This window comes from Pseudomonas sp. BS3767 (assembly GCF_900099665.1).
GTDB lineage: Bacteria > Pseudomonadota > Gammaproteobacteria > Pseudomonadales > Pseudomonadaceae > Aquipseudomonas > Aquipseudomonas cerasi.
Genome location: NZ_FNCX01000001.1, coordinates 135,904 through 154,449 on the forward strand (window position 1 = coordinate 135,904; position 18,546 = coordinate 154,449).

Here is an 18,546-nt window from a genome sequence, read left to right on the forward strand (position 1 = left end):
CTTCTTGTTCTTTGGGCCGGGCTATTTGACAGCGCCGAACGACAGGCCGCGAACCAGTTGTTTTTGACTGATCCAGCCGAAAATCAGAATGGGCGCACAGGCCAGGGTCGAGACCGCTGACAGCTTGGCCCAGAACAACCCTTCGGGGCTGGAGTAGGAAGCGATCAAGGCAGTCAACGGGGCCGCGGCGGACGAGGTGAGGTTCAGCGACCAGAACGCTTCGTTCCAGCACAGGATCAGCGACAGCAACGCGGTGGACGCCAGGCCGCCCTTGCAGATCGGCATCAGCACGCGAAAGATTTCCTGGCGGGTGCTGGCCCCGTCCAGCCGCGAGGCCTCGAGGATCTCGCCGGGGATATCCTTGAAGTAGGTGTAAATCATCCAGACCACGATCGGCAGGTTGATCAGCGTATAGATGATGATCAGTGCCAGACGCGAATCCAGCAGGCCAAAGGTCTTGGCCAGCAGATAGATCGGCATCAGCACGCCCACCGGCGGCAGCATCTTGGTAGACAGCATCCACAGTAGCGTGCCTTTGGTGCGCTTGGTCTCGAAAAACGCCATGGAATATGCCGCAGGAATCGCGATCAGCATCGCCAGTACCGTCGCGCTGAAGGAAATCAGCACCGAGTTCCAGGCAAAATGGAAGTAATCGCTGCGCTCCTGAATGTGCAGGTAGTTTTCCAGCGTCGGGGTGAAGAACAGCTGTGGCGGTGTCGCGAACGCATCAATCTCGGTCTTGAAGCTGGTCAGGACCATCCAGAAGATCGGAAAGAACACCAGCGCAGCGATGATCCAGGACAGGGCCCCGAGCAGCAGGCTTTGCAGACGGCGTGATTGTTTGAGGGTCATCATGGCAAGGTCCTCATGACTTGTCGGTGAGGTTTTTGCCGATCATCCGGATCAGGATGATCGCCGCGATGTTGGCTATGACCACTGCAATCAAGCCGCCCGCCGAGGCCATGCCGACGTCGAACTGCAGCAGCGCCTGGATGTAGATCAGGTAAGCCAGGTTGGTCGAGGCAAAGCCCGGCCCGCCATTGGTCGTGGTGAAGATTTCAGCGAATACCGAAAGCAGGAAGATCGTTTCGATCATTACCACCACGGCAATCGGACGTGCCAGGTGCGGCAGGGTCAGGTGCCAGAAGATTGCCAGGGGACCTGCGCCGTCCAGCCGCGCCGCTTCTTTCTGCTCTTGATCGAGCGACTGCATGGCGGTCATCAGGATCAGGATCGCGAACGGCAGCCATTGCCAGGAGACGATGATAATGATCGACAGCATCGGGTAATGGGCGAACCAGTCGATGGGTTGCGCGCCGAAGAACTTCCAGACCGCCGCGAGTACGCCGGACACCGGGTGGAAAATCAGGTTTTTCCAGATCAGCGCACTGACCGTGGGCATGATGAAGAACGGCGAGATCAACAGCACACGGACGATGCCACGACCGAAAAACTCACTGGCTTCCAGCAGCGCCGAAATCAGCACGCCGAAGATCACGCTGATCGCCAGCACACTGCCGACCAGCAGCAAGGTATTGCCGGCACCCGGCAAAAAGCCGCTGTCGGTCACGAAGTACTGGAAGTTTTCCAGGCCGACGAATTCGTTTTCGCCAGGGGAGAGCAGGTTGTAGCGGATCAGCGAGAAATAAATGGTCATGCCCAGCGGCACGATCATCCACACCAACAGAAGCGCCACCGAAGGACTGACCAGAAACCAGCCCGGCTTGAATCGACGGCTTTTGAGCGGTTGCTGTTCGCCGGACAAGTCCGTGCGTTCAGGGGAGGCTGAGGTATTCATGGGGAGCTCCGAACCGGATTGCACCAGAGTTGTTGCGCAGTTGAGCGGCAGGGCGAAAGCATCGGCTTTCGCCCTGGTGCGTGACGGTTACTTTTTCGGGTAACCCGCTCGTTTCATGTCGCGCGCGGTAGCGGTTTGCGCATTCTGCAAGGCTTGATCCACAGTGGACTGACCTATGAGTGCTGCGGAGAACTGCTGACCGACGCTGGTGCCGATGGCCTGGAACTCGGGAATGGTGACCAGTTGAATGCCGACGTAAGGCACGGGCTTGAGGGTTGGCGACTTGGGATCGACCTTCTTCAACGACTCAAGCGTGATGTTGGCAAACGGCGCTGCCTTTTTGTACTCGTCGGTGTAGGTCGAGGCGCGGGTGCCCGGCGGTACGTTGGACACGCCGTCGGTATCGGCAACCAGTTTGGCGTACTCTTTCGAGGTGGCCCATTGGGTGAACTCGGCAGCGTCCTTGGTGTTCTTGGCGCTGGTCGGGATCGCCAGCGACCACGAGTACAGCCACGACGAGCCCTTGTCGGTCACCTCATGCGGGGCGTAGGTGAAGCCGACGCTGTCGGCCACTTTGCTCTGCTTCTTGTCGGTCACGAATGAACCGGCAACGCTGGCGTCGACCCAGATGGCGCACTTGCCGCTGTTGAACAGCGCAAGGTTCTCGTTGAAACCGTTGCTGGAGGCGCCCGGCGGCCCGGACTGCTTCATGGTGTTGACGTAGAAGTTCAGCGCATTCTTCCACTCTGGCTGATCGAACTGTGGCGTCCACTTCTCATCGAACCAGCGTCCGCCAAAGGCGTTGGCCAGCGTGGTGATCAGCGCCATGTTCTCGCCCCAGCCAGCCTTGCCGCGCAGGCAGAGACCGTACTGTTCCTTGGATTTGTCGGTCAGTTTGCCGGCGAACTCGGCGATCTGCGTCCAGGTAGGGCGCTCTGGCATGGTCAGGCCGGCCGCCTTGAACAGGTCGGTGCGGTAGTAAGTGATCGAAGCTTCAGCATAGAACGGCAGGGCGAACAGTTTGCCGTCCACCGACAGGCCGTCACGCACGGAAGGGAACACATCGTCCAGCTCGTAACTGGCAGGCAGGTCTTTCATTTCCTGCAACCAGCCTTTCTGACCCCAGAGTGAGGCTTCGTACATGCCGATGGTCAGCACGTCGAACTGGCCGCCCTTGGTGGCGATGTCGGTGGTCAGTCGCTGGCGCAGGACGTTCTCTTCCAGCACGACCCAGTTGAGCTTGATGTCGGGGTGCTGTTCTTCGAAGGTCTTGGAGAGGCGCTGCATGCGAATCATGTCACTGTTGTTGACCGTGGCGATGGTCACGGTCCCCGCTGTGGCACTGCCACTGAACACGAAACAGGTACTGAGGACGGAACTGGCGAGCAGAAGTTTTGCTGAGTTCTTCATTGATCACTCCTCTTCCACGCCCAAAGGACTGTAGAAGGATGGTTATTGTTTTTTTCTCTTCCGGAGGTGAGGAAGATGTGCACTGATTACACCGGCGTTCGGTCTGAAAGACAAATCCTGCGCCGCACTCTGACTGATACTTTTTTGCACTCGGGTGCGAAAAGCCAACAGCGCCGAATCGCCCATAGGACGGCTTCGACGCATCTTCAGCGTAGACGATGAGGGCGAGAGCGGGGCGAATCAGTACAGGTTTTGTTCGGTCAGACGCTGAACGGCGAGGCGGCGGTAGTGCGACGGGGTCATGCCCTTGAGTTGCTGAAAGCGCCGATTGAAATTGGAAATATTGTTGAATCCGGACTCGAAGCACACATCGGTGACCGGTTTGTCGCCGTCGGCAAGCAGTTCACACGATTTGCTGATGCGCAGCCGATTGACGAACTCCACGAAGCAGCGCCCGGTAGCCTGTTTGAACACCCGGGAAAAATAGGTCGGCTTCATGCCCAGATACTCGGCGACTTCCTCCAGCGGCAGCTCGCGGCCATAGTGGGTGAATATATAATCCACCGCCCGGTTGGTGCGATCCACACTGTGCTCGTCCGCCGTGTGGGCCACCGCCGTGCCTGACAGCAGCTGGTAGTCGTCGCTGGCGGCCAGCAGCTCGAGCAGGATGAAGAAGTGGCCCAGGCGAGTGATGCCTCGTGAGTCGGCGATCTTCTGCATTTGCTTCATGGCCTGACGAATCGTGCGTTTGCAGCGAAATTCGATGCCGTAGCGGGCGCGCTCCAGTAAGGGCGTCAGGGTCTTGAGTTCGGCAAACACCTGATTGCCGCTTTCCAGCAGCTCGTCGGTAAAGTTGACCAGCATGTCGCGCTTGGGCACCACCTCGCCATCGTCGATCTGGCTGATCCAGTTATGCGGCAGGTTGGGGCCGGTGAGAAACAGGCTGGCAGGATTGAAATTGCCGATGTAGTCGCCGACAAACACCTTGCCAGAGCTGGCGACAATCAGGTGCAGCTCATATTCCTTGTGGAAGTGCCAGCGCACCAGCGGGCAGGGGAAACCATGCTCGCGGTAGATGATCGACAGACCGTTGTGGTCGTCCATCAATTCGTAGGAAGGGTCGGCGATTCTTGTTGTTTTATTCATTGGCGATGTCATGTTCATCCGTTGCCAAAAGAGTAATGTGCCTGATTTTTCAGTTCAATGCCCGGTCGTTGGCAAAAATCACCTACGATCAGGCTCCTGCACAGTGGAGGCGTTGCCCGATGAAACAGATCCTGCTGATCGGTATGGGGGCCGGTGATCCCGAGCAGATCACCCTGCAGGCTGTCGCGGCACTGAACCGTGCAGAGGTGATCTTTATCCTCGACAAGGGGTACGTCGACGATCAGTTGCTGAGGCTGCGCAAAGAGCTCTGTCAGCGCTATATCACTCATGAACGCTACCGTCTGGTGCAAGTTCAGGATCCTCGACGTGAAGATGATCCGCAGGCCTACGAGCGCGGCATCGAGGGGTGGCACGAACAGCGCGCAATACTCTTCGAGCGGTTGTTGACCGATGAGCTTGGTGTGGATCAAGTCGGCGCGTTTCTGGTCTGGGGCGACCCGTCGCTCTACGACAGCACAATGCGCATCCTTGATCAGGTCCTGGCGCGGCGCAACGAGGTATTCGAGTATCAGGTGATTCCCGGTATCACCAGCGTCCAGAGCCTGGTCGCGCGGCACCGGATCCCGCTCAATCGCATCGGCGAGTCGATTCTTATCACCACCGGCCGACGCATGGCGACAGCTCCGCTGGAGCACCTCGGCAACGTCGTGGTGATGCTCGACGCGCACTGCACATTCGAGCGTTATGTGGGGCAGGGGCTGGACATCTATTGGGGCGCGTATCTGGGCACGCCGGACGAGATACTGGTGTCGGGCCGGCTCGATGAGGTCTGCGAGCAAATCAGGCGGCTGCGCAGCGAGGCACGCGAGCGCAAGGGGTGGATCATGGATACCTATTTGCTACGCAAACCGGCCTAAGCCGGTTTTTCATCCTTGTTGCGATTCTTCGCTTCGATCCACTGCGCCATGTATTTGGTGCTCTTGTGGTGGTGATGCCGCAGCATGGCGCCGGTGAAGTTCGCCAGGCGATGCTCCGCGAGTCCGTTGCGAAGGGTCTCGATGCGCTCGATCAGGGTCGCACAGTGTTGCCGATGCTGGAAGCGCGCTTGCAGTAACGCCTGACCCGCATGTTGCGCTTCAAGCCAGAGGTTCTGCTCCTGATACAGCCTGACCGCAGCGTCAGCGATGTCGGCTGGCTTATCGGCAATGATGCCGGGCCACGGCAGCCCGCCGCTCATGGCTTCCGCACCCATCGGGGTGGTGACTGATGGCGTTCCGCAGAGCATCGCGTCCATCAGCTTGCCTTTGATGCCAGCCCCGAAACGCAATGGCGCGAGGCACACTCGCGCATTGGACATGACCTCCAGCGCATCCTCGGCCCAGTGCTTCACATGAAAGCCCTGAGCGGCGTTGTGCAGCGCCGCGGCCTTGGGTGGCGTATAGGCACCGTAGATGTGCAACTGGGCTTCGGGCAGTTGTTGACGGATCAGCGGCCAGATAGTGGTTTTCATCCACAGCACCGCATCCCAGTTGGGCGCATGACGGAAGTTGCCGATACTGAGGAAGTGTGCACGCTGTGCAAAAGGCCGGAAGCTGTCGGGCGCCCCGTCGATCATCAGCGGACACCAGTGCAGCAGCGTCTCGGGCAGGCCGAAAGGGCCGCTCAGCAGTGCAATTTCGACATCGGACGTCATCAGGTTGAGATCGCAGCGATACAACGAAGCGATTTCGCGTTGCGCCAGATCACTGGACGCTATCTTCCGGAAAAGCTGCGGCGCTGAAATGTCCACACTGCCCGGCGCAGCCTCGGGGCAATCGCTGTTCAGCGCGTCCTTCAACAACTGATGGCGGGCGTGGCGCAGGCTCTGGAAATCCGAGGTCTCCAGAATTCGCAGCGCGTCAGGACACTGCTGCTCGACACGCCAGCCGAACTGCTCTTCGATCATGAACTGATCGAAGAGCACCACGTCAGGCTGCAATTCGCTGACAAACACGTCAAAACTGCTGTCGTTGAGCGCAATGTGCACTTCGTGGATGCCCAGGCCGAGCAGATCGGCGCGGTGCTCGCCTTCAGTGGCAGGGCTGGCAAAGGTGATCTGCCAATCCTGCTCCAGAAAGCATTGAATCAATTGCATCATGTGCCCGCTCGCGGCCGAGGAGCGCGGTTCTGGCCACACGTAGCCGATGATCAATAGGCGGGTGCTGACAGGCTTGTCGGTACGGTTGAAGACTGCGTCGATGTCAGTCAAGGCTGTTCCCGAGAATGCTTTTTACCTTGTCACGCAACTGGTCGATGGAGAACGGCTTGCCGATCGAGTGCATGCCTGGCGGCACGTCGATATTTTCGGAGTAACCGCTGGCGAACAGCACCGGCAATTGCGGGCGAAGTTCGATGACCTTTTTGGCCAGTGCGGTGCCCTTCATGTCAGGCAGCCCCTGGTCAGTCATCAACAAGTCGATGTGATTGGAATCGTCTGCAACAAAGGTCAGTGCCGACGTAGCGTCCTCGGCTTCCAGTACCTTGTATTCCAGCTCCTCGAGCACGTCGACAATCAGCATGCGCACAATGGCGTCGTCTTCGACCACGAGAATGGTGCGGGCTGTGTCGGGCATGGTTGACTCCTTAAACCTGAATAATGGCGATGGTGCAGACAGTGTGGAATTTTACGCATCCTTTCCCGTCAACTCAGGGTAACCGAGCGAGGGCCTGTCCGCTGTTGATACAGTCCCTGTATCAGTAAATAAAAACCGGGTGGAAGTTCAATCGAGGCACAAATACCGTAAATCGACAGGGCGGCTCACGGGTTGGCGTCATTAATGAATACAGGCGTGAGCTTATCGCGCATTTATGTGTGAAATTTCAATCCTCTATGTCAGAAATAAGAGTGTTTTTCGTAGGTTTACGGCAAACTCTACGGTTTTGATCCACTCGTCAGGGATATTTCATGAATCGGACGTCTGTTGTCGATGAACAACGCTTTCGAAAATTGCTGGGGCGTAACGTTGGCTTACCACTGGGCGTCGGTGTATTGAGCGCAGTTTTCTTCATTCTGCTGATCAGTTATCTGCTCACTGCAATACAGTGGGTCGAGCACACTGACCGGGTGATCAACAACACCAACCGCTCAATGAAACTGTCGATAGACATGGAAACCGGCATGCGCGGTTTCCTGCTCACCGGTGATCAGCATTTTCTCGATCCCTATGAAGTCGCCAAGCCGCTGTTGCTCGCCGAGCTGCAGGGGCTGGAGGAACTGGTAGAAGACAACCCCACGCAACTGGATCGGTTCAGGCGTCTGGCCACGCTGCAACAGGAGTGGAATGCGTTCGCCCAGGAGATGATTACGTTGCGGCGCACCAACGCCGATTATCAGACGCCGGTGCTGGCCGGACGTGGCAAGCGAATTACCGATCAGATCCGCACCGAATACGATCAGGCCGTGGAAATGGAGCAGCAACTGCGCCTGACCCGCAATGCGGAAGTCACGCGCAGTACCATTCTTTCCGTCACCCTTTATCTGATATTCGTGGTGATTGTCAGCGCAATTCTGGCCTATATCGGTCGCAGGGATCTGATGTCGCTGTCGAACACTTACAGCGAAAACCTCAGACTGCAGGAAGTCAATGCCGAGCGCCTGCAGAAGGTGGCCTGGCTGCGCAATGGTCAGAGCGAGCTGGCCGAGCAGGTCCTGGGGCAATTGACGCTGAGCATGCTGGGCCGGAATATCCTCCAGTTTCTGACCCAACACCTGGGCGCGTCGGTGGCCGCTGTCTACATCCGCCAGGACCACGGCGGCCTCACGCGAGTTGCCTCGTATGGTTTCTCCCGCGAACAGGAGCAGCAGGATCAGACCATTCACAGTGACGAAGGCATTGTGGGGCAGGCAGCCCAGCAGGACCGCATCATTACGCTGGATGAACTGCCGGATAACTACTTCAAGGTCGCCTCCGGCCTGGGCGATGGCTCGCCGCGCAGCGTGGTGGTGGTGCCGACCAGCAATGACGATCAGGTCAACGGCGTGATCGAAATGGGCTTTCTGCGCACCCTGACCGAGCGCGATATCGAGTTTCTTGAGCTGGTGGCGGACAACATCGGTACGTCCATCGAAGCCGCCCGTTATCGCCAGCGTCTGCAGGAGGTGCTGGCCGAGACCCAGCAGCTCAACGAAGAACTGCAGGTGCAGCAGGAAGAACTGCGTACGGCCAACGAAGAGCTGGAGGAGCAATCGCGCATCCTCAAGGAGTCCCAGGTCCATCTGGAGACCCAGCAGGCTGAGCTGGAGCAGACCAACGAGCAACTCGCCGACCAGAGTCAGGCACTGGCCGAGCAGCGCGATGCGCTGGATCGCAACAATGAAGAACTGAATATTGCTCAGGCCGAGTTGCAGGCGCGGGCAGACGAACTGCAGCGCGCCAGCAAGTACAAGTCCGAGTTCCTCGCCAATATGTCCCACGAGCTGCGCACGCCGCTCAACAGCTCACTGATCCTCGCCAAACTGCTGGCCGAGAACCCGGGCGAGAACCTGACCGCCGAACAGGTCAAGTTTGCCGAGTCGATCTATTCGGCGGGCAATGACCTGCTGAATCTGATCAACGACATTCTGGATATTTCCAAGGTCGAGGCCGGCAAGCTGGAAGTGCGCCCGGAAAACAGCAGCGTACCCCGACTGGTCGAAGGTCTGCGGACGCTCTTCCAGCCGCTGGCCGCCGAAAAGAAGCTCGCGTTTACCGTCGACATCCAGGCCGGTGCGCCTACCATGCTGTTCACGGATCGCCAGCGTCTTGAGCAGATCCTCAAGAACCTGCTGTCCAACGCGATCAAGTTCACTGAAGCAGGCTCGGTCAGCATGGTGGTTTCGCGTCATCCGGGCGCGGGTATCGCGTTCATCGTGCGTGATTCGGGCATCGGAATCGCCGAGGAGCACCAGCAGGGCATTTTTGAAGCGTTCCGTCAGGCAGACGGCACCACCAACCGGCGTTATGGCGGTACCGGATTGGGGCTGTCGATTTCGCGTGATCTGGCGGCATTGCTGGGCGGATCGATCAGTGTGACCAGCGCACCGGGGCAGGGCAGTATTTTCAGCCTCGTGCTGCCGGAGCAATACGTCGAACAAGACGGCCGCGAGCCGGACAGCGATCTGCTCATCTCACCAGCGCCTGCTGCGCTGCCGCTGTCTGTGGCTGCGCTTCCGGTCATCCCGCAGCCGGTACCGGCACCCGTGCCGATGGATACGCCGGTACCGGTATTTGCCGACGACCGGGACAAGGCGCCCTTCGAGCGTCGTTGCATCCTGGTGATCGAAGACGAAGTGCGATTCGCCCAGATTCTCTACGACCTGGCCCACGAGCTGGGCTACGACTGTCTGGTCGCGCATGCTGCTGACGATGGCTTCAACCTGGCGTCCCGCTACACGCCCGATGCCATTCTGCTGGACATGCGCCTGCCGGATCATTCGGGCCTGACCGTGCTGCAGCGTCTCAAGGAGCTGGCGCCCACCCGGCACATTCCCGTACACGTGATCTCGGTCGAGGATCGCCAGGAAGCCGCCTTGCACATGGGCGCGATTGGCTACGCGGTCAAGCCGACCACGCGTGAAGAGCTCAAGGACGTGTTCGCCAAGCTGGAAGCCAAGCTGACGCAGAAGGTCAAACGTATCCTGCTGGTCGAAGACGATGCGTTGCAGCGTGACAGCATCGCGCGCCTGATCGGTGATGACGATATTGAAATCACTGCGGTAGGCTTTGCCCAGGAGGCGCTGGACCTGCTGCGCGATCATGTCTATGACTGCATGATCATTGATCTCAAGCTTCCGGACATGCTCGGCAATGAATTGCTCAAGCGCATGTCGATGGAGGACATCTGCGCCTTCCCGCCGGTGATTGTCTATACCGGCCGCAACATGACCCGCGATGAAGAAGCCGAGCTGATGAAGTATTCGCGCTCGATCATTATCAAGGGTGCGCGCTCGCCTGAAAGGCTGCTCGATGAGGTCACGCTGTTCCTGCACAAGGTCGAGTCGCAACTGTCCAACGAACGGCAAAAGATGCTCAAGACCGCACGTAGCCGTGACAAGGTCTTCGAGGCGCGCAAGATCCTCGTGGTCGACGACGATGTGCGCAATATCTTTGCGCTGACCAGCGCCCTTGAACATAAGGGTGCGGTAGTGGAAATCGCCCGCAATGGTCTGGAGGCGATTGCCAGGCTCAATGAGGTGGAAGACATCGATCTGGTCCTGATGGACGTGATGATGCCTGAAATGGATGGTTTTGAAGCGACCATCGAGATCCGCAAGGACCCGCGCTGGCGCAAGCTGCCGATCATCGCCGTCACGGCCAAGGCCATGAAGGATGATCAGGAGCGTTGTCTGCAGGCGGGTTCCAACGATTACCTGGCCAAACCCATTGATCTGGATCGTCTGTTTTCGCTGATTCGCGTCTGGCTGCCGAAGATGGAGCGTATCTGAATGAGGCTTCAGTGGAGGGGCGTCTGCAATGGCAAGCCCGGGCGGCACCATGCAGCTTGATCGAAGCATGGACATCGAGTTGCGCCTGCTGATCGAGGCGATTTACCTTCAGTACAGCTACGACTTTCGTGACTACTCCGGCGCTTCGGTCAAGCGCCGCGTGATCCATGCGTTGCGCCAGTTCGATTGTGCAACCATCTCCGCGCTGCAGGAACGTGTGATCCACGACCCTGCGGCGTTCATGCAATTGCTGCAGATTCTCACGATCCCGGTCAGTGAGATGTTCCGTGATCCCTCGCACTTCCTGGCAATCCGTAATGAGGTCGTACCGGTGCTGCGTACCTACCCGTCACTCAAGGTATGGATTGCCGGCTGCAGTACGGGCGAGGAGGTCTATTCCACGGCTATTCTGTTGCGTGAAGAGGGGCTGCTGGAGCGAACCATCATTTACGCGACCGATATCAATCCCAGCTCGCTGGAGAAGGCCAAGCAGGGCATCTTTTCCATGGACAGTGTGCGGGCCTACGCCGAGAACTATCGAAAGGCGGGAGGGCAGCGCGATTTTGCCGAGTACTACACTTCCGCCTATGACTACGCGATCTTCGACAAGACGCTGTGCGAGAACGTCACGTTTGCCGATCACAGTCTGGCCACAGATAGTGTATTCTCCGAAACGCAATTTATTTCGTGTCGTAACGTACTGATTTATTTCAACAAAAAGCTCCAGGATCGAGCGTTCGGGCTGTTTCATGACTCGCTGTGTCATCGTGGTTTTCTGGCGTTGGGCAGCAAGGAGACGCTGGAATTCTCAGCGTACGGGGGCGCTTTCGAGGCGCTGGTGAAACCCGAGCGGATTTACCGGAAATCATGAAAACCACGTTTGGCGATGACGCCTTGAGTCACTCGTTGCCCGTGGTCGATGCCATTGTGGTCGGCGCATCGGCCGGCGGCGTGGAAGCCTTGCTGAAAATATTCAGCGGCCTGCGCAAGGGTTTTGCGTTGCCTATCCTGATGGTTCTGCATTTGCCTGATGACCGGCATAGCCAGTTGGCCAATGTGTTTCAGAACCGTCTGGCGATTCCGGTCAAGGAAGCCGACGACAAGGAGAGCATAGTGCCCGGCACTTTGTATGTTGCGCCAGCGGGCTATCACGTCTCGGTGGAGTCCGACTTTTCCCTGTCGTTGAGTCAGGAGGACAAAGTGTTTTATTCAAGGCCCAGTATCGACATTCTGTTCGGTTCGGCTGCTGATGCCTATGGGGCGCGACTGGCCGGGGTGCTGTTGACCGGTGCCAATAATGACGGTGCGAACGGGTTGCTGCAGATCAAGACGTACGGTGGTTTCACGGTGATTCAGGACCCCTCGCAGGCCCAGGCTTCTACCATGCCTGAAGCTGGCCTGGCGCTGCACTCGCCCGATTACCTCCTTTCCCTGAACGATATTGGCCGCTTGCTGGTCGAGCTGGAACGAACCGCATGTTAAGTGAAATTCAGGCAAAACTGCTTATCGTCGATGATTTGCCGGAAAACCTGCTGGCGCTCGAAGCGTTGATCAAGCGCGGTGATCGAATCGTCTACAAGGCGCTGTCTGCCGATGAGGCGCTGTCACTGCTGCTGCAGCACGAATTCGCCATGGCCATCCTCGACGTGCAGATGCCCGGGATGAACGGCTTCGAGCTGGCCGAGATGATGCGCAGCACGGAAAAGACCAAAAGCATTCCAATCGTCTTCGTCAGTGCCGCCGGACGTGAGCTGAATTACGCCTTCAAGGGTTATGAAAGCGGTGCCGTGGACTTCCTGCACAAGCCGCTGGATATTCACGCGGTGAAGAGCAAGGTCAATGTGTTCGTCGATCTTTACCGGCAGCGCAAGGCCATGAAGATACAAGTCGAGGAACTTGAGCGCAGTCGCCAGGAGCAGGAGGCCTTGCTCAAGCGTCTGCAGTCGACCCAGAGCGAGCTGGAGCATGCGATTCGTATGCGTGATGACTTCATGTCCATCGTCTCTCACGAGGTACGCACGCCGCTCAACGGCCTGATTCTGGAGACCCAGCTGCGCAAGCTGCACCTGGCCAAGGACAACGCAGCGGCGTTTACCATGGAAAAGTTACGTGCCATGGTCGATCGCGATGAGCGGCAGATTCAGAGCCTTATCCGCCTGATCGAAGACATGCTCGATGTATCGAGGATTCGTACCGGCAAGCTGTCGATCAGGCCAAGTCCGTTCGACCTGAGCGAGCTGGTCACTCAACTGCTGGAAAGTTTTGCCGCGCAGATCGCCGCCGCCAATTCCACGATCACCCGGTTCGCCGAGCAGCCGGTAATAGGCGTCTGGGATGAGTTCCGCATTGAGCAGGTGGTTGCCAACCTGTTGACCAACGCGCTGCGCTACGGCGCGCGAAAGCCGATTGAAGTGCATGTGTACAGCAAGGACAGCGAGGCCTTCATTGAAGTGAGGGATCAAGGTATTGGCATTACGGCCGAAAACCAGAAGCGCATCTTTCAGCAGTTCGAGCGGGTGTCGACTAATCACGCTGTTGCCGGGCTGGGTCTTGGGCTGTTCATTTCCGATCAGATCGTCATGGCTCACGGCGGTCGCATCGAAGTGGAGAGTGAAGAGGGCAAGGGTTCGGTGTTTCGTATCTGTCTGCCTCTGTAAGGTCGCCGCCTCCGGCGATCAAGTTTAATCACACGTTGGCGCAACCTCCCACGCGTGCCGTGGTCGTAATGGCAGCTATTTATAAGATCAAAGGCAGTTCAATGAGCGCTGATGCAGAAAACGTCGTACTAATCGTCGAAGACGAGCCCCTGATCCTGATGCTTCTGGCCGATTATCTGTCGGGTGAGGGTTATCGTGTCCTGAAAGCCGAGAACGGCGAGCAGGCTTTCGAGATTCTGGCGACCAAACCCCATCTCGACCTGATGATCACCGATTATCGGCTGCCGGGCGGCGTCTCGGGCGTACAGATTGCCGAGCCCGCGATCATGCTGCGGCCCGAGTTGAAGGTGATTTTCATCAGCGGCTACCCGGCAGAGATACTCGATTCGGGCAGCCCCATCGCGCTGAAGGCGCCTATTCTCGCCAAGCCCTTCACCATGGACACCCTGCACACCCAGATCCAGAAACTACTGGCTTGAGCGGCCTGCCTGCCCGACGAGTGAGCGGGCAATCTGATAAATCTGCGCTGCCTGAAGCCTGAGTCTTGCTCAGGCTTCTATCATTTCCCGTACTTTTGACGTCAGGTGATCGAACGCAAAGGGTTTGGTGATCAATTGCATTCCTGTGTCCAGAAAGCCCCCGCGCACCGCCGCATGTTCTGCATAACCGGTGATGAACAACACCTTGAGTTCCGGTCGCAGTTGCCTCGCGATGTCCGCCAGTTGCCTGCCGTTCATGCCTGGCAGGCCTACATCGCTGATCAATAGATCGATACGCCGTCCGGATTCCAGTATGGGTACTGCGTCCGCTGCCTCGCCAGCCTCGATAAAGGTGTAGCCCAGCTCGCCAAGCACTTCACTGACCAGCGCGCGCACGGCAGGGTCGTCCTCAACGATCAGTACCGTCTCGCCGTTCTCGGCGTAAACGGCATTGCTCTGGAAGCTTTGCTCTGCCTCATCCGCCAGTCCCTGAAAGCGCGGCAGAAACAGTTGTACGGTAGTGCCGACGCCGACTTCGCTCTTGATCAGGACGTGGCCATGCGATTGCTTGCTGAAGCCGTAGATCATCGAAAGACCCAGACCCGTGCCCTGGCCGATGGGTTTGGTGGTGAAGAACGGGTCGAACGCTCGACTGATGACGGTTTCAGGCATGCCACAGCCATTGTCGCTGACGCTCAGTACGACATAGTCACCCGGCAGCAGGTTCTCATGGGCATTGGTGAAGGATCTGTCCAGTTGCTGGTTGAAGGTCTCGACCACCAGCGTGCCGCCGTCAGGCATGGCGTCGCGGGCGTTGAGTACCAGATTGAGCAGGGCGCTCTCCAACTGATTGGGGTCGGCTTCTGCGGTCCACAGATCGTGTGCCAGGCGCAGCTGCAAATGAATGCTCTCGTTAACGCTGCGCTGTAGCAGTTCATCCATGGCGTTGACCAGATGATTCATTTCGACCGGCTTGGAGTCCAGCGACTGACGCCGTGAGAAGGCCAGCAGACGATGGGTCAGGGCGGCGGCGCGGTTTGCTGAGGTGACCCCCAGATCGATCAGGCCGTTCAGGTCCTCGACACGCCCGCGCGCCAGCCGGCGTCTTATCAACTCGAGGCTGCCGATGATCCCTGTCAGCATGTTGTTGAAGTCATGGGCAATCCCGCCGGTCAACTGGCCGACTGCCTCCATTTTCTGTGACTGGCGCAGAATTTCCTCTTTGTGACGTAGCTGCGAGGTTCGCTCTTCAACCTGTTGCTCGAGCGTTTCATTGAGGCGGCGCAACTGCGACTCGGCCTGCTTGCGCTCGGTGATGTCGGATGTCACCCCCGCCAGTGAGCCGACCAGGCCGTTCTTGCCGCGCGTGGCACGGGCGCGCACATCCACCCAGTTGAGTGAGCCGTCCGGCCAGATATTCCGGTATTCGATGATCAGATCGACACCGGTGTCCAGGCTGCGCTGCAACGCCGATTGCATTCGGGGCTGGTCTTCGAAATAAACGGCGGCCAGCCAGTCGTCGTAACCGAAGGTGTTCTGCTCGTCGCGGCCGTAGTGACTTTTGGTGATGTCCGAACAGGTCAGTTTGAGATATTCGGCCTCCAGAACCCATGAGCCCAGCCTGCCGGCCTTCAGGGCATTCTGCAGGCGGCCTTCACTTTCGTGCAGATCCTCCATGCGCGCGCGAGCTTCATACTGGCGTCTACGGCCGCGCACCGCTGTCATCACCAGACTCACCAACGTCACCGGATGGAAAGGGCGCTCGAGAAAGGTCACGTTGCCCAATAGATTACCCATGCGCGCAGAGGGGTTGTGATCAGGTCCGTGGGTCAGCAAGACGATAGGCAAGTCCGACCAGGGCGGCTGACGGCCAAGCAGCTCCAGCAATGGGGTCATATCAGTGTTGCGCAGTGCCTCGTCGGCGATGATCGCCAGACCGGCACCGGCCCCCAGCTCTCTGACCAGTTCGGGCACGTCACGGGCGACCGTCGCGGGGTAACCTGCTTCGTCGAGAATACGCATGGCGATCTGACTGTCCCGCCCGCGTGGGGCGAGAATGATCGCGCGCTCTGATAACAGACCTGGGGTACTCACAGGTCGTCATCCTCAAGCAGCGGTTTCTTGTCGCCCATGTACGACGGCACACCGCGCAGTACACCCTGAAAGGCCTCCAGCGGTTCGCCTATTTTCAATCCGCTGGAACTGATGCGGTACTCACGGATTGTGGATTCGTGAGTGCCGGTGCGTTTCTTGATGACCGATATCGCACGGCGTACCTGACCCAATGCTTCAAAGTAACGCAACAGAATCACACTGTCGGCAAGGTAGGTGATGTCTACTGGCGAGCGCATATCGCCGACCAGTCCGTGCTGCGCAACGGTCATGAAGGTCGAGGCGCCCTGGCGATTGAGGTAGAGCAGCAGCTCGTGCATGTGCAGAACCAGCGCGCTTTCTTCAGGCATTGCAGCCTGGTAACCGTTGATACTGTCGATGACAACGGTCTTTATCTGCTTTTTATCGACTGCACGCCGCACACGGTGTGCGAACTCGCCAGGGGACAGCTCTGCGGCGTCGATCTGCTCGACCACCAGATTGCCGGTTTCCTGCAGTGCACGCAGGTCGATCCCCAGCTTGAGCATGCGCTCGAACAGCAGGCCCATTTCCTCATCGAATATGAACAGACCGACGCGCTCGCCGCGTGCGACCGCCTGCACGGCGAAAACCAGCGAGATGAGCGATTTCCCGGTCCCGGCCGGGCCAAGAATCAGGGTGCTGGAGCCACCTTCGATGCCGCCTCCGAGCAGGTTATCCAGCTCCTGGATTCCGCTGCTCAATTGAGTGCGCGAGTAGTTGGAACGGTGTTCGGCGGCTACCAGGCGAGGAAAGACGTGTATGCCATTCTCGGCAATGGTGAAGTCGTGAAAACCACCGCGATACTTCTGACCGCGGTACTTGACGATTTTGAGACGCCTGCGCTCGGCACCGTAAGTAGGTGTCAGTGCCTCAAGGCGAATCACCCCGTGGGCAACGCTGTGCACGGTCTTGTCGAGTGCCTCGGTGGTCAGGTCATCGAGCAGCAGCACTGTCGCGTTGTAGCGGGTGAAATAATGCTTGATGGCCAGAATCTGGCGCCTGTAGCGCAACGAACTCTGCGCCAGAAGACGGATTTCCGAGAGGCTGTCGATGACGACGCGAGTAGGTTTGACACGCTCGACCACCTCGAATATCTGCCGCGTCGCCTCACCCAGCTCCAGGTCAGAGGAGTAGAGCAGGCTTTGATGATGATCCGCATCGAGCAGGCTTTCAGGCGGTGTCAGTTCAAAGATATTGATATGTTCGTCGAGCTGCCATCCGTGCGAGGCTGCACCCGAGCGCAACTCGCTTTCAGTCTCGGACAGAGTGATATACAACGAGATTTCGCCCGCTGCCGCCCCGGCCTGCAGAAAATGCAGCGCCACGGTTGTCTTGCCGGTTCCGGGTTCTCCCTCAAGAAGAAACACATGACTGCGTGAAAGACCTCCTGCAAGGATGTCATCCAGGCCTTCAATGCCGGTTGCCGCTTTTGACGTATTCAAGTATCGCCCTCTGATAACCGTACAGGTTTTGTTAATGCCTCATTACTGGACCGTCAGGTACTGCGACCGTTCCCCCTATTTGAGGGGAACATCCATATCCAATATAGCCGGGCGGGTAGTTTTCGGGTCCTGCAAATGTCACTTCAGTCCGGTTACGATGTGTCTGTTGCAGTTGTTATAGTCCTGCGCCTGAACACCCACCTGCTTGAGGGATCACGTCGTGACCGATTATCAAAGTTTCCGGGTCGAGCTGGGCGACAGCGTTGCTCACGTACAAATCAACCGGCCTGAAAAACTCAACGCGATGAACGAGTCGTTCTGGACGGAGATAATCGACATCTTCGACTGGATAGAGCGTACCGACGAGGTGCGCGTTGTGGTGCTCAGCGGTGCAGGCAAGCACTTTTCGTCCGGCATCGATCTGGCATTGCTGGCTTCGGTCGCCAGCCAGTTGGGTAAGGACGCAGGGCGCAATGCACGTCTGTTGCGGCGCAAGATCCGCGACATGCAAGCCTCGTTCACGGCCGTGGACAATTGCCGCAAACCGGTTCTTGCCGCCATTCAAGGCTACTGCCTGGGCGGTGCCATCGACCTGATTTCTGCGTGTGACATGCGATATGCGGCGGCTGACGCGCAGTTCGCCATTCGCGAGATCGACATGGGCATGGCCGCCGATGTCGGCACGCTGCAACGCCTGCCGAGGATCATCGGTGATGGTGTGCTGCGCGAACTGGCCTACACCGGGCGTAGCGTCGGCGCTGAAGAGGCGCAACGGATCGGGTTGGTCAATCGCACCTTCGAGGACACTGAAGGTCTGTTGCAGGGTGTTCTGGCGGTGGCTCGGGAAATAGCCGGCAAATCGCCCATCGCTATCGAAGGCACCAAGCAAATGATCAGCTACATGCGCGATCACAGAGTGGAAGACGGCCTCGAACACGTTGCCATCTGGAACGCAGCCATGCTGCAATCACCTGACCTGAAGCTGGCGATGGCTGCGCAGATGAGCAAGCAGAAGCCGGTCTTCGATAATTGATACATGACAAGGCTCGAGTCTGAG

15 protein-coding genes are annotated in these 18,546 nt (G+C 58.2%); 7 read left to right on the top strand and 8 right to left on the bottom strand.

What is annotated here, in order from left to right:
- Positions 1 to 21 precede the first annotated feature (21 nt).
- From BLR16_RS00630 to BLR16_RS00645, 4 genes are all read right to left on the bottom strand, one after another.
- Positions 22 to 855: a carbohydrate ABC transporter permease gene (locus tag BLR16_RS00630; protein WP_003369336.1), complete on the bottom strand. Its 834-nt coding sequence runs from the start codon at positions 853 to 855 to the stop codon at positions 22 to 24.
- A 10-nt stretch (positions 856 to 865) separates the two neighbouring features.
- Positions 866 to 1,798 carry a carbohydrate ABC transporter permease gene (locus BLR16_RS00635; RefSeq protein WP_003369337.1) on the bottom strand — a complete coding sequence of 311 codons (933 nt, stop codon included), beginning with the start codon at positions 1,796 to 1,798 and terminating at the stop codon, positions 866 to 868.
- A gap of 87 nt (positions 1,799 to 1,885) precedes the next feature.
- The gene (locus tag BLR16_RS00640) at positions 1,886 to 3,208 is read right to left on the bottom strand and encodes an ABC transporter substrate-binding protein (protein ID WP_003369339.1); all 1,323 of its coding nucleotides are present in this window, start codon (positions 3,206 to 3,208) and stop codon (positions 1,886 to 1,888) included.
- 240 nt (positions 3,209 to 3,448) lie between these two features.
- Positions 3,449 to 4,354, bottom strand: coding sequence for an AraC family transcriptional regulator (locus tag BLR16_RS00645; RefSeq protein WP_003434154.1), 906 nt, complete (start codon positions 4,352 to 4,354; stop codon positions 3,449 to 3,451).
- Between the two features lie 119 nt (positions 4,355 to 4,473).
- Between BLR16_RS00645 and cobF the strand changes: the two genes are divergently transcribed.
- Entirely contained in the window at positions 4,474 to 5,232 is a 759-nt protein-coding gene (gene cobF / locus BLR16_RS00650) for a precorrin-6A synthase (deacetylating) (protein WP_044308244.1), read from the top strand.
- Here the strand turns inward: cobF and BLR16_RS00655 are convergent.
- Entirely contained in the window at positions 5,229 to 6,563 is a 1,335-nt protein-coding gene (locus tag BLR16_RS00655) for a glycosyltransferase (protein WP_161437842.1), read from the bottom strand. The genes cobF and BLR16_RS00655 overlap by 4 nt on opposite strands.
- On the bottom strand, positions 6,556 to 6,927 hold the full coding sequence (locus tag BLR16_RS00660; RefSeq protein WP_003369350.1) for a response regulator: 372 nt from the start codon (positions 6,925 to 6,927) through the stop codon (positions 6,556 to 6,558). Before BLR16_RS00660 ends, BLR16_RS00655 begins: the two co-directional genes overlap by 8 nt.
- 332 nt (positions 6,928 to 7,259) lie before the next feature.
- On the opposite strand from BLR16_RS00660, the gene BLR16_RS00665 reads away from it, so the two are divergent.
- From BLR16_RS00665 to BLR16_RS00685, 5 genes are all read left to right on the top strand, one after another.
- Positions 7,260 to 10,778 (top strand): response regulator, encoded by a 3,519-nt coding sequence (locus tag BLR16_RS00665; protein WP_003369353.1) that lies wholly within the window; start codon positions 7,260 to 7,262, stop codon positions 10,776 to 10,778.
- Between the two features lie 49 nt (positions 10,779 to 10,827).
- Positions 10,828 to 11,649 carry a CheR family methyltransferase gene (locus BLR16_RS00670; protein ID WP_003369355.1) on the top strand — a complete coding sequence of 274 codons (822 nt, stop codon included), beginning with the start codon at positions 10,828 to 10,830 and terminating at the stop codon, positions 11,647 to 11,649.
- Positions 11,646 to 12,260: a chemotaxis protein CheB gene (locus tag BLR16_RS00675; protein ID WP_054081481.1), complete on the top strand. Its 615-nt coding sequence runs from the start codon at positions 11,646 to 11,648 to the stop codon at positions 12,258 to 12,260. The genes BLR16_RS00670 and BLR16_RS00675 overlap by 4 nt, the downstream gene beginning before the upstream one ends.
- On the top strand, positions 12,254 to 13,435 hold the full coding sequence (locus tag BLR16_RS00680) for a hybrid sensor histidine kinase/response regulator (RefSeq protein WP_003434146.1): 1,182 nt from the start codon (positions 12,254 to 12,256) through the stop codon (positions 13,433 to 13,435). Before BLR16_RS00675 ends, BLR16_RS00680 begins: the two co-directional genes overlap by 7 nt.
- Before the next feature lie 101 nt (positions 13,436 to 13,536).
- On the top strand, positions 13,537 to 13,914 hold the full coding sequence (locus BLR16_RS00685; protein WP_003318062.1) for a response regulator: 378 nt from the start codon (positions 13,537 to 13,539) through the stop codon (positions 13,912 to 13,914).
- A 69-nt stretch (positions 13,915 to 13,983) separates the two neighbouring features.
- On the opposite strand, the gene BLR16_RS00690 is transcribed toward BLR16_RS00685, so the two are convergent.
- Together BLR16_RS00690 and BLR16_RS00695 are read right to left on the bottom strand one after the other, a co-directional pair.
- Complete coding sequence (locus BLR16_RS00690; RefSeq protein ID WP_003369363.1) at positions 13,984 to 16,008, bottom strand: response regulator; 2,025 nt, start codon at positions 16,006 to 16,008, stop codon at positions 13,984 to 13,986.
- Positions 16,005 to 17,489, bottom strand: coding sequence for an ATPase domain-containing protein (locus BLR16_RS00695; protein ID WP_032609592.1), 1,485 nt, complete (start codon positions 17,487 to 17,489; stop codon positions 16,005 to 16,007). The genes BLR16_RS00690 and BLR16_RS00695 overlap by 4 nt, the downstream gene beginning before the upstream one ends.
- A gap of 220 nt (positions 17,490 to 17,709) precedes the next feature.
- On the opposite strand from BLR16_RS00695, the gene BLR16_RS00700 reads away from it, so the two are divergent.
- On the top strand, positions 17,710 to 18,522 hold the full coding sequence (locus BLR16_RS00700; RefSeq protein ID WP_003369367.1) for a crotonase/enoyl-CoA hydratase family protein: 813 nt from the start codon (positions 17,710 to 17,712) through the stop codon (positions 18,520 to 18,522).
- Positions 18,523 to 18,546 lie beyond the last annotated feature (24 nt).